At 68.1% G+C, this 12340-nt stretch carries 7 protein-coding genes; 3 read left to right on the top strand and 4 right to left on the bottom strand.

Annotation, left to right across the window (positions count from 1 at the left end; translation table 11 throughout):
- Positions 1-35: 35 nt before the first annotated feature.
- Positions 36-2468 (bottom strand): PEP/pyruvate-binding domain-containing protein, encoded by a 2433-nt coding sequence (locus QM721_RS13700; RefSeq protein ID WP_415122922.1) that lies wholly within the window; start codon positions 2466-2468, stop codon positions 36-38.
- A 41-nt stretch (positions 2469-2509) separates the two neighbouring features.
- On the opposite strand from QM721_RS13700, the gene QM721_RS13695 reads away from it, so the two are divergent.
- On the top strand, positions 2510-3097 hold the full coding sequence (locus tag QM721_RS13695; protein WP_415122920.1) for a TetR/AcrR family transcriptional regulator: 588 nt from the start codon (positions 2510-2512) through the stop codon (positions 3095-3097).
- Positions 3098-3286: 189 nt separating this feature from the next.
- Here QM721_RS13695 and QM721_RS13690 read toward each other — a convergent pair whose 3' ends face one another.
- Positions 3287-4387, bottom strand: coding sequence for a DNA cytosine methyltransferase (locus tag QM721_RS13690; protein WP_415122918.1), 1101 nt, complete (start codon positions 4385-4387; stop codon positions 3287-3289).
- Positions 4388-4696: 309 nt separating this feature from the next.
- Between QM721_RS13690 and mobF (QM721_RS13685) the strand changes: the two genes are divergently transcribed.
- A complete protein-coding gene (mobF, locus tag QM721_RS13685) occupies positions 4697-7258 on the top strand; it encodes a MobF family relaxase (RefSeq protein WP_415122916.1) in 2562 nt (853 codons plus the stop codon).
- A 192-nt stretch (positions 7259-7450) separates the two neighbouring features.
- Positions 7451-8167: a hypothetical protein gene (locus tag QM721_RS13680; protein WP_415122914.1), complete on the top strand. Its 717-nt coding sequence runs from the start codon at positions 7451-7453 to the stop codon at positions 8165-8167.
- Between the two features lie 4 nt (positions 8168-8171).
- Here the strand turns inward: QM721_RS13680 and mobF (QM721_RS13675) are convergent, their stop codons facing one another.
- Together mobF (QM721_RS13675) and QM721_RS13670 are read right to left on the bottom strand one after the other, a co-directional pair.
- On the bottom strand, positions 8172-11627 hold the full coding sequence (gene mobF, locus QM721_RS13675; protein ID WP_415122912.1) for a MobF family relaxase: 3456 nt from the start codon (positions 11625-11627) through the stop codon (positions 8172-8174).
- Between the two features lie 184 nt (positions 11628-11811).
- A complete protein-coding gene (locus tag QM721_RS13670) occupies positions 11812-12276 on the bottom strand; it encodes a winged helix-turn-helix transcriptional regulator (RefSeq protein ID WP_415122910.1) in 465 nt (154 codons plus the stop codon).
- Positions 12277-12340 lie beyond the last annotated feature (64 nt).

The raw sequence follows: 12340 nt of genomic DNA, 5'->3' as shown, positions 1-12340 counted from the left end.
CCTCCTGCGGGTGCTACCGCAACCGTCCGTCGTACTCATGTCCGGTCGATGATGGTGACGGTGCCGCCGGTGCCGTCCACGAGCAGGGTCGCGTCCTCGGGCAGGCCGGTGGCGTGCCCGACGCCGAGTACGGCGGGGATGCCGTACTCGCGGGCGACGATGGCGGCGTGGGACAGCGGCCCACCGGTATCCGCGACCACGGCGGCGGCCAGGGCGAACAGTGGAGTCCAGGTCGGATCGGTGTACGGGCACACCAGGATGTCGCCGGGCTGGAGCCGATGGAACTCTTCCGGCGAGCGGACCACGCGAGCGGTTCCGGTCGCGCGGCCTGCGCTCGCGGGTAGTCCGCGCAGAGCGCTCTCATCGTCGTCGGCCTGGCCGCGGTCCCACCAGATTGCCTCGGCCGTGCCGCGCTTGCGCTTGCGCCGCGCAATGACCGACTGGAGCTGTTGCTGATGGTCGCGGAGGGCTTGTTCGACCTCGTGGACGTATAGGAAGCGAGCGTCGCTGGGATCGTCGAGTTGGTGCCGGTCCGCGAGGCGGCGGGCGATCTCGTCCATGGCAGCCCGGGCGAGGCAGAAGAACTCCTCGATCAGGTACACCGTCCCCTCGCGTCCGACGTGGCGGGCACGCAGCCGAGCGGTGTTGGTACGCCACCGCTTGCGCAGGAAACGAGGCAGCCGCTGCTCGATGTTGTGCGCGGGAGAAGTAGCGTTGGCGTGTTCGAGCGGCGCACCCCGCAATGTCGCGGCCAGGAGGGCGTAGAAGACTTCCGCGTCCTCCCGCCAGGAACGGTTGGAGAACGGCAAATACAGCCGCGCGGTCCGGGCACCATGCGCCGCAAGGAACGCCTCCACATGGGTCTGGAACTCCCGCCCGGACGGACTGGCCGCGAGCGCCTGACCAACGCTGCCTTGCGGGGCCGACGCGATCACGTCGGCGACGCCGTTCTCGCGGGCCATGGCGGCGAGGCCGGTGATCGCGGCCGTTATCTCGGCGGACTTGTAGGCCAAGCCCGTGTAGAGGTCTTCGGGTGTCCGGGCGGCCTCCGGTCGGGAGAGTCCGATCAGCCAGGACGCCAACGAGCGGTTGACCATCATTGGGGCGAGGTAGTCGAGGAAACGGTCGGCGGTGATGGAGGCTGCCTGTCCGACGGCCTCGTACACGACCCCGAGCGCCGCATCGTCGCCGGCCGAACCCAGCTCGTGGACCTGGCCTGCGAGACGGTCGAGATGTCCGCGCAAGGCGGCTTCCTCGTCGGGCCAGGTCGAGGGATCGTGGCGCATTCCCTTGACGAACAGCGCGGGCAGGCGCCAGAGAATCCCTGCGGTAGGGCGGGGCTTGGTGATCGCGATGCGGATGATCCCGTCGTCGTCGCCGTGCAGCAGCGATGTGGCGGGGACCGCCCGGAGCCCCGCTGCGCCCATCAAGTCCTGGATCACGCCCTGCACCTGGTGCACGGCGAACAGATCGAGCGGGAAGGGTGCCGGGAAGTGCTCGATCAGATCATCGCGCAACGTATGTTCGAGACGCCCGCGGACCGGTGCATGTCCCGCGACGGTCGAGGTGCTGGTGGTGATCGGCCGCGCCTGGAGCAGATACAGGTCCGGGCCGACGAAGGCCCACTCGATGTCCTGACCCGTCCCGTAGTGGGTTTCGACCCGCTCGCCAAGCTCGATCAGCCGCATCAGGTCGGCATCGGTGACGCTCTGCCTGGCCCGGTCGGTCTCCGGCACGTCGGTGGTGACCGTTCCACCGTCGAGCCTCTGGTCGATCCGGGTCTGCTTCGAGCCGATTTCCCTCGCCACGACCCCCGCCGGATCGCGCGAGAGTGTGAACGTGTCCGGAGTCACCAAAGCCGCGACCACAGATTCACCAAGCCCGTAGGAGGAACTGGCCAGCATCGTCGCATCGTCCCCGGTCACGGGATCACGGGTGAACAGCACCCCGGCGGCATCGGCGGACACCATTTCCTGCACCACCACAGCCAGCGCGAGGCCCTCGTCCGAAACACCCTGCCGGCGGCGGTAATCCACCGCGCGGTCGGTCCACAGCGACGACCAGCACCGACGCACCGCATCCAGCACCGCCTCAACACCGACGACACCGAGATAGGTGTCCTGCTGACCGGCGAAGCTCGCCTCCGCCAAATCCTCCGCTGTCGCCGACGACCGCACCGCCACAGGCGGTCCACCCAACCGCAGATAAGCCGCTTCGACCGCTGAGCGCACCGACTCCGGCAGAGGCAGCGACAGAACCCGCTCTCTCGCCGCTGCCGCATCGCCACGCGCAGCGTCCGCTGCCAGCGCGCCCATCAGACCGCCGGTGGCCTCCCGATAGGCATCGGTACTCAGGCAGAACCCTGGCGGCACAGGCAGGCCCGCACGCGCGCACTCACCAAGGTTCGTGCCCTTGCCTCCCACCCGCGCAGTGTCGGCCGCCGTGATCTCCTCAAACCAGACGATCACTCAACCTCACCCCATTCCTCTATGATCATAGAGACCCGAAAGTGACGGCCAGCAAAGGAGGCGCCGTGAGTGATCGTCGTATCCAGATCGCGGAGGCAGGCATCCGCATCCTCGCCACGCGTGGGGCCCATGCCCTGACCCACCTGAACATCGACCGCGACCTCGGGTTCGCTCAGGGGTCGACCTCGTACTACGCCCGCACCCGCCGTGACCTCATCACCCTCGTCGTCGGACGCCTGGCCGACCACACGAACGACGACCTGGCAGCCCAACCCATTCCCGACGAACTGACGCCAGAGATGGTCGCGGCAACGATCGTCGCCGGTCTCGACACCACCATGCAGCGCGCCGACGATCATCGAGCGAGGCTTCTTCTGCTCCTGGAATGCCGCAGCGATCCCGAACTTCACGCCGCCCTTGCCACGCGCCCGGCAATACGCGACTCCGCCATCGCCCTGGCCGGCAGGGTCCTCGACCGGCTCGGCGTGAACGACCCCACATCGCACGCCGGCGACCTCGTAGCCCTCATGGACTCCCTGCTGATGCAACGAGTCATCCGCACGGCACCAATCAACGAGACGGCAATCCTCACGGCCTATCTCAAAGGACTCCGACCCGGCGGCGGATGAACGGCCCACCGGGTAGGAACCGGAGCGTGTCATCATCCCCGAGTCCCATGGTCAGTGAGCATCCGACGGCTCCGGCTCACCGGTCAGGTGCCGGTCGATGGTGGGCCTGAATCGGTAGATGAGGGCGAAGTTGGCAGCGATGAGCACTGTGGAGGCCGCCGCCCAGACGGCCGCCATCCCGCGCGTAAGTCAACGACGGGTCCCGTCGGAGCCCATGGCGATCTGGAGTGCCGTAGAGGCTTGCAGTGGAAGCACGCCGTTGCCCAGCGTCGTGATCTGTTGGTTGGCGGTCAAGGAGTGGCCTGGAGCAGTGACCCATCCTGGCGGTAGGCCCATGACCCACTCCACGAACTCCGGCGATGGCCTCGGCCCAACGCTCTCGCTCAGGAGAGCGGGCGCTGGCGCGGGTCGGCCAGTGATGTGTTCCCACCGGGCGATGGCCTCGGCGTAACGTCCCCAGCGGTGAAGATGCCCTCGACCAGTGACCACAGCGTCTCCGAGTCGTCGTTCTTGCTCGGCGAGCCACCCGGTCCGTTGAGCGCAAGGTCGATGACCTGGTGGGACAGCGCGATCGTCCCTCGTCTGGCCCTCACCTGGTCCAGCGTCTCGCCGCCGCGGGTGGAGTCGGTTGCTAGCGGTGTCCTGAACAACGTCTTGGCGGTGGGCGAGCATGAAGATGCGGAACCTGGGGTGGGGAGCGCCAAAGAGGGATGCTGGTAGGCCGATCCATCGTGCATCCATCCCGAGGTCGGCCAGATCGCCGAGTACGGCGCCGGCAGCCCGTAGAGGTCGGGTTGCGTCGTCTCCCAGATGCCACGGGTTGGGTTCCAGGTTGCGAAGGGTTGCAGGGTCGGGGTTGAGTTGTTCATCGTCGTCTCCTTTCAGGGATGTGCGGATGGCTGGGGATGAGAGCAGCCCGCGCACGTTCTCGATGACCACGAACCGTGGTTGCAGTGCCCCGATTGCTTCGGCCATGTGCGACCAGAGGCCGGAGCGTGTGCCAGGTGCCAGACCGGCGCGCTTGCCGACGGTGGACACGTCCTGGCAGGGGAAGCCGCCGCACAGCACATCGACCGGCGGGACGAGGTTCCAGTCGATGGTGGTGATGTCGCCCAGGTCCGGAGCCTCGGGCCAGTGGTGGGCGAAGACGCGGGCAACGGGCTCGTTGATCTCCGAGAACCAGATCGTCTCCGCATCGAAGACGTGCTCCACGGCGAGGTCGAGCCCGCCATAGCCACTGAACAGGGAGCCGACCCGAAGCGGTCGGTGGTGGTCGTTAGGGTCGTGCATTGGGGCTCCGGCCGATGGGTGGTCCCCGGCCAGAACTCGCGCGGAGTCTCGTTGCCGGGCTGGTCACCTGCCAGGTGCACGAGGCGTCCAAGAGCCAACCCGTGCAGGTCATGAGCAGGCACCGGTAGTCCGTCGCGACAGCACCTCGTCTGGACGCGGCGACTCTCTCCGTGCCAAGTTCGTTCATTGACCTGCTTCTGAGTGACCACACGTCTTTCTGTAGAGGCGCGTCCGCCAACAGACCGCGCATTCTCGCGGTCGGCGCCTGCGGCTTCCGGCCCACCTTGCGGGCACGGAAGGGAGGCTCTGGTGACGGTTTCGATGCGCGTGATGACGGCCGGGGATGGTTACAAGTACCTGCTCCGCTCGGTCGCGGCCGGCGACGGTGACCGCTCCCTCTCAACCCCGTTGACCCGCTACTACGCCGAAGCGGGGAACCCTCCCGGCTTCTGGATCGGCCAGGGCCTCGCGGCCCTCGGGCACGGCGAACTGATGACTGGCTCAGAGGTCTCGGAGGCACAACTCGAGCTGCTGATCGGGTCCGGTCGTGATCCGATCACCGGCGACCCACTCGGCAAGGCGTACCCGACGTTCGCACCCGTGGCCGAGCGGATCGAACGCCGCATCAAAGCCCTAGACGCTGATCTGGGACCGGCGGCGCGGGCGGTCGAGACGGCACGGATTGAGGCCGAGGAAACTGAGCGCGGAACCCGGCGTGCGGTGGCAGGGTTCGACTTCACCTTCTCGGTGCCCAAGAGCGTGTCCGCGCTGTGGGCAGTTGCTGATGCCGGGACGCAAGCGTTGATCGCGGACGCGCATCATGCGGCGGTTGCCGAACTGGTTGCGTTCCTCGAACGCGAGGTTGCAGTCACCCGCACCGGCGCGGACGGCCCCGAGGGCACGGTTGCACACGTCGATGTCCTCGGCGTCGCCGCAACCGCGTTCGACCACTACGACAGCCGGGCGGGCGATCCGCAGTTGCACACCCACGTCGTCATCAGCAACAAGGTCAAGACAGCCCAAGACGGGAAGTGGCGCGCCCTCGCGGGGCGGCCGATGCACGCCGCGGTCGTCGCGGTCTCCGAGCTCTACAACGCCGCCCTGGCCGACCAGCTCACCCGCACCCTCGGCATCGAATGGGACACCCGCGACCGGGGACGGGACCGCAACCCCGCCTGGGAACTCGTCGGCGTCACCGAAGAACTGATCGGTGAGTTCTCCACCCGGTCACGACACATCGAGGCCGAGAAGGATCGCCTCATCGCCGAGTACGTCGCCACGCACGGAAGGCAGCCCTCGGCCCGGGTCGTGTTGAAACTCCGCGCCCAGGCAACCCTGGCGACTCGGCCTGAGAAGCACATCCACTCACTCGCGGACCTCACCCGCCAATGGCGAGAGCGCGCTGCTCGGGTGCTCGGGCAGGATGCGACGGGCTGGGCACGCGCCCTCACCCATCAGTCAGCAGGTGCACCGGCTCGGGTATTGCGGGCCGACGACGTGCCGCTGGATGTCGTGCGCGAGGTCGGCGTGTCGGTGATGGCAACGGTGAGCGAGAAGCGGTCGACGTGGACGCGCTGGAACCTGCACGCCGAGGCATCCCGGCAGTTGATGGGCTGGCGGTTCGCCTCGATGCTGGATCGGGAGGCGATCACCGGGCTCGTGGTCGATGCCGCCGAACAAGCCTCGCTGCGCCTGACCCCACCCGAGCTCGCGTCCAGCCCGGTGCAGCTCCGGCGAGCCGATGGCACCTCACGGTTCCGGCCGCACGCCTCTGTGCTGTTCTCGTCCGAAGCCCTGCTCGCCGCCGAAGACCGCCTCCTGGCCCGCGCGGAGTCGATCACTGGGCCGGTGGTGTCGTTGGAGACCGTCGAGCAGATCACCAGCCGCCCCGACGCGCAAGGCCGGATGCTCGGCGAGGATCAAACCGAAGCACTGGCGGCGATCGCTGTCTCCGGCCGCACCCTCGATGTGCTGGTTGGCCCCGCCGGTGCAGGCAAGACGACCGCTATGTCAGCGTTGCGCCGCGCGTGGGAGAAGGAGCATGGCCCCGGCTCGGTCGTCGGGCTCGCACCTTCCGCCGTGGCGGCGCAGGTCCTCGCAGACGATCTGGAAATCGTCACGGAGAACACGGCGAAGTGGTGGCAGAACCACCTCATGCACGGAACCACGTTCGAGGCGGGCCAGCTCGTCATCATCGACGAGGCATCACTGGCCGGCACCGCCTCCCTCGACCGCATCACCGCCGAAGCCGACCAAGCCGGCGCGAAAGTCCTGTTGGTCGGTGACTGGGGACAACTCCAATCGGTCGACGCCGGCGGAGCATTCTCAATGCTCGTCCACGCCCGCGACGACACCCCCGAACTGCTCGACATCCACCGCTTCACCCACGAGTGGGAGAAGACCACCTCCCTCCAACTCCGCCACGGCCGTCCCGAGGCGATCGACACCCTCATCAACCACGACCGCATCACCGGAGGCGACCAAGAAACCATGATCGACGCCGCCTACACCGCATGGCGGCACGACCTCGCCACCGGGCGAGCATCGATCCTCGTCGCCGAGACCCACGAGACCGTCACCGCCCTCAACGCCCGCGCACGGGCAGACCGGATCATCGACGGCACCGTGCACGGCACCCGTGAAGTCGGGCTGCATGACGGCACCGCGGTATCGGAAGGCGATCTGGTCATCACTCGCCGCAACGACCGCCGCCTACGCAACGGCCGATCCTGGGTGCGCAACGGCGACCGCTGGACTGTGACCGGCGTCCACTCGGACGGGTCAGTCAGCATCCAACCCGTCGGCCGCCGGCTTCGAGGCGGGATCGTCCTGCCCGCCGACTACGTGGCCGAACACCTCGACCTCGGCTAGCCGAGGTACCCCAAACGCACTCACCCGTGATCGTGCGCGTGTGCGCGGTTCCAGTCTACCGATGCCTCGGGACACCGGGCTCGCGGCACTCCCTGCTGCCGTTGCTGGGCAGAACAAAGCCCCGCGGTGCCTAACTGGCCGGAGCCAGACAGAGGACAGTTACCGCGGGGCGATGTTCTTAGGATAGCAGGTATGACCGATGGCCCGCCCTCGCTGGACGCCGCACAGGCGGAGCGGTGGCTGAGCGCGCCACGGTACCGGCGCTACCTCGGCGTGGCCGGTGGCGACCATGCTGCGGCGATGGAGACGTATCTGTGGAACTCGCGGGTCGCTGCCGCCGGGATCGTGGATGTCGGGCACTTGGAAGTCGCGGTGCGCAACGCCTACGACCGGGTACTCACGCGGCGGTTCCCGGACTGGGCCATCGACCCGCAGTCGCCCCTGTTCGCTCTGGAACAGGGCGTCCAGCGCGCCCGCGCCCAGCAGCGCCGTCGCAATCAGGCGAGCCTGGCCCGGATCACCGACGCCAAGCGCGGGCTGAGTTCGGCACCGACGCACGCGGAGGTCGTGGCGGCTCTGACGTTCGGGTTCTGGTCGAATCTGACCGTGGGTGAGCGGACGCCGACACTGTGGAACCCGGTGCTGCACAGGGCGTTCCCCAAGGGCACCGGGCGAGCACGAGTGCATGACTTGGTGGCCCGCGTGGTGAAGTTCCGCAACAGGCTGGCGCACAACGAGCCGGTGTTCTCCACCCGCACCGGGTTGGCGGACCGCCTGACCGAGGTGCGAGAACTGTTCGAGCTGATCGACCCGGATGCCTACGCCTACGTCGCCGAGCACTCCACGCTCGGTGTCGCGATCAGTTCCTGCCCGATACCGGGTCTGACGAGCGCGACCGGCCTGCGCTGACCACTCACCGGCTGAGTCCCGGCCCGTCACGGCGCGGGCCGTTGCGGTGGGCCTCGTGGTCGAACGGGTCGAACTGCCGTGCCCGCTGTGCGGCCTGCTGTCGGGTCTGCTCCTGCTCGGCGCGCTTGGCCTCGATACGCCGTGCAGCGTCGCCAGTGGGGAGGCTGCGGAGCGCGTCAGCCTCGGCGCGGAACATAGCGGCTCGTGTGCGGGCGTCGGCGGCGTTGCGGTGTGGATTGGTCGCGCCCATGCCGAACTCGGCGCGGCGGGCCTGCTCGGCCCCGACCTCGCCGACCAGCAACGCCCTGCGCTCACGCTGGTGCCGCTGCCCGGTCGCCTTCTGCTCGGCGCGTGCTGCCTCGACCGCGCGGTCGGCGTCACTCACGCGCGGGTCGATCTCGGCTCGCCCTGCCGCCGCCTGAGCCACCCAGGCGGGTAGCGATTTGGCAGTGCGCGGCGGTTCATCGCCCCAGACTTCGCGCACCTGCGCACGGGCGGTGCGGGTCTGTTCGGTCGCGGTGTGGCGCTCGGCGCGGGCCTTGCGCCTGCCGAACCGCCCCACCGTGGCGAGGCGAGCACTCGCGGCCGCCTCGGTCTCGATGGCGGCGAGGTAGGCCGCACCATCCGCCTGGGCCTGGACGGTCAGCGGCGCGGTGACCTCAACGCGCACGCGCTCGGCTTCTGCCTCGGCGGCGCGAAGCACATCTGTGTTCTCGTCGTCCTCGGCCCGGTGCGTCGCACGCTGGTTGTCGAGTCGATTGGCGGTCTGCTCCCAGCGCTTCGCTTGCCGTTCGGCTCGTTCGGCCTCCTGGTCGAGCCGGGCGAGTTCATCCGTGACGAGCCGAACCGGACCGTCCGCGACGAGGCCGCGCACGGCTTCGACGGCCTGGGCGGTGGCGTGGTCGAGACCACGGTCGGCGGGGTCGCGTTGCATCGCGTCGATGAACTGCGCCCGTGCCTCCGCGAGGTCCGTCGCGACGACGTGGAGGCGGTTCTGCTCGCGGCCTCGGGTCATGCCGACGTAGACGCCTGCCGCGCTGGTCGCCTCGCTGAGCATCGTGTGCGAGGCGTTGACGGTTGCGCCTTGGACGCCGTACGCGGTTGCGGCATAGGACAGGTGCGCATGCTCACTCACGTACTCGGGCGGGAGGGTGACCGTGCGCAGGTGCTTGCGTTCGCTGCCGACCTCGCGGGCGTAGACCGTGCCGTCCTCAGCGACCTGTTGCACGATCCATTGCTGCCGGTTCGCCACGCCCAAGTCGCTGCTGTTCTTGCGGGTCTGGATGAGGTCACCGGCCCCGATGCTCAGCCCGTCGCTGCCGGTCACGATGGCGGTGTCGTCGACCTCGCCACGCTCGACCCGGCCAGCGCGGATGCGTTCGTTCAGCTCGGCGGCTTCGTCGTTGGTGGCGACGGTGATCGCCTCACCTTCCTGGGCGTGTGCGGTGATGTGCCCCCGCCCCGCGTCGTCGCCTTCGTGCAGGGTGACGAGGTTCATCGCGGCGAGCCGGTCGAACACCGCGCCGGGGTTCTTCCGGTCCCGCATCGCCAACGTCAATGCCGCGTACTCGGGATCAGTGAAGCGGTGGAGTTCGGTCATGTCGTATGTGCGGCCCCTGATCTGCGCAGCCATGTCCAGCACACCGCCCTGACCGACCGCGGGGAGCTGCGCGCGGTCGCCGACGAACGCGACCGTCGCCCCGGTCTCGGCGGTGACGGTCAGGAGGGCGCGGGCGGTGTCCTGGTCGAGCATGCCCGCCTCGTCCACGATCACGCGCATCCCGTTGTGCAGCCGCGCATCCTCGGGCGGGCCGGTGTAGGTGCTGCCGGTTGCCGGATCGGTGTCACCGACTGCGAGGCGTGTCCATACGCCGTCATCGTTCCACCGCCACCCATGCGCATGCACCAGTGCCGCAACGCTCGTTGCGGGCACGCCGAGTTCATCGTGCGCGACCTGCGCGGCCCGCAACGTCGGAGCAACCACCCGCGACGCTCTACCGTGCTTGGCCGCGACCTCGATAGCCGTGCGGAGCATGGAGGTCTTCCCGCTGCCCGCCGCGCCTTCCACGATCACCAGCGGGTCGGCCGAGGCGACCGCGGCAGCCGCGACCGCCTGACCGGCATCAAGTCCTGCCGCCTGCGCTGCATCCGTAACGTCGGGGTGGTTCGGTTCCCACTCCGGCCTGCTCGCTGCGAGTCGGTCGCGCAGCGCAGTCTCAGCGGCCACGACACTCAGGCTGGTCAGATGCGCCACATGCTCCGGCGCCGCCGCACCCGGTGGGAGCACGGAGAGGCAATCGTCGGTTGCGAGTCCGGTTGCGAGTGCGATGAACTCCCGCAGCTCCGCAGGGTTCGCCTGCACGCCGTGCTCGGTGGTGATGCGGGTGACGTGCTCGGCCACCGTGTGCGGTGTCCAGGTCGATGCGGCAGCGGCGCAGCGATCCAGCGCACGGCTCGCGACCTCCTGCACAGCGATGTCATCCAGCGACACAGGGGTGGGCGTCTCGCGTCGCTGGAGGCGGGTGGAGTTATATCCGGCGTCTCGGAGTTCCTGCTGCCACCATTGCTCGTTCTTCAAGTCCGCGGGCTTCTTGCCCGGCCGCTCGTGCGTCCACGCGATCCCTTGCAACCTCGCAGACATGACCGGACCGAGTGCCTCGCCGGGATGCACGGCCTCCCATTCGGCTTCGAGGCGGTCGAGGTTGCGCCTGATCTGCGCCGACCGCTTGCTCATGACGGCGTTGAACGGCTCCAACTCGACCACCTCGCCTGACACGGGGTCGAGAGTCAGACCGTGGCGGTACAGGGTCTCGGCCAACTCAGGGTGCGCAGCGATCACCGCCGTACCCAGTGCGCGGATCGCTCCCTGCTGCTTGAACAGTGCGGCGGTGTCCAGTGCCCGCCACTTCCCAGCCGCCCACACCCGAGTGCCGATCTGCATATGGATATGCCGATGCGGATCGCCCGCCCGCGAAGTCTTATGCCCGATGCCGACAACCTGCATCCGCTCGATAGGCAGTACCTCGCGTGCGTCGCGCGGCCCGACCCTTGTCACCGAGTGCTTACCGACCCAGCGGCGAATCTCGGCAAGCGCGTCTTGCTGCGCTTGGTCGAGGGCGTCGGAGACTTCGGGGTGGAGAGCAGCGGCCACCGACAGCGACTTGGGGGCGTTGATCGTCATCTCCGCGAACAACGGCGACCCCTTCGACCTCTCACCAGGCTTGCGCGGTGTCCCCATCGACTCTCCGGTCTCGGGGCCGATCCAGTCCACCCAGCCCTCGTATTCCTCCGCCGAGAGGGAGCGGCTGACTGCGACCTCGCCAGCACGGTTGAGGACGGCGTACTCGGCCACGGCGTCGTCCGCTCCGAGGTAGTACTCATCGGCGCGCGAGCGGTCGGCCTCGACATAGCGGCGCGCGGCCGCACCGCTGCCGCGGAACAGGATCACCCCGCCCTTCATCCCGGCCTCCCTCATGAGTCGTCTCATGAGGGAGGTGCGCACGCCCCACCAACGGTGGCATACGTGCATGACTTGATGACTTGATGACTTGGATAGCGAGGGTGGGGAAGGCGTGGGCAGGCGAAACTGTGGCGTACAGTTCGGCGATCAGGGGTGAACCTGAGCAATGGACGCTTGGCGTTCGTCAGGAAGTCGTAGTTGCGTCGAGATGTATGTCGTTGGGTTTCAAGGACTGTCCGGTGGTGGTTTGGATGGTGACCCGGAGGGGTTCGCCATCGGGACCTGTCAGGCGAAGCCCCGTGTCGGCTTGGTCGAGGTACTTCTGACCCCAGATGAACAGGCCCAGGATGACCGGAAACAGTTCCTCTCCTTCGGCGGTTAGTTCGTATTCGTACCTCAGGCGAGAGCCAGGCTCCTGGTAGGGCACTTTTCGCAGTGCGCCAACCTCGACCAGCTCTTGGAGGCGTTTGGCGACGGTGGCCTCAGAGATGCCGGTGTGCTCGACGAACGCGTCGAAACGGCGGTCACCGTAGAACGCCTGCCGAAGCAGGAGGATCGATGCCCTCGACCCCAAGGCCTCCACAGCACAATCGACCGGACAGCCAGGTCCGGGCGAGACGAGCAGTTCAGGGTCGACGTTGAGGGGCATGCACTCATCGTACCCTGACTTGAGCTAGTTCGAGTCAGCCCGGTATGCTCTGACTTTATGAATC

Source organism: Micropruina sp. (assembly GCF_047602085.1).
GTDB lineage: Bacteria > Actinomycetota > Actinomycetes > Propionibacteriales > Propionibacteriaceae > Micropruina.
This window is presented reverse-complemented; position numbering and strand designations above follow the sequence as displayed.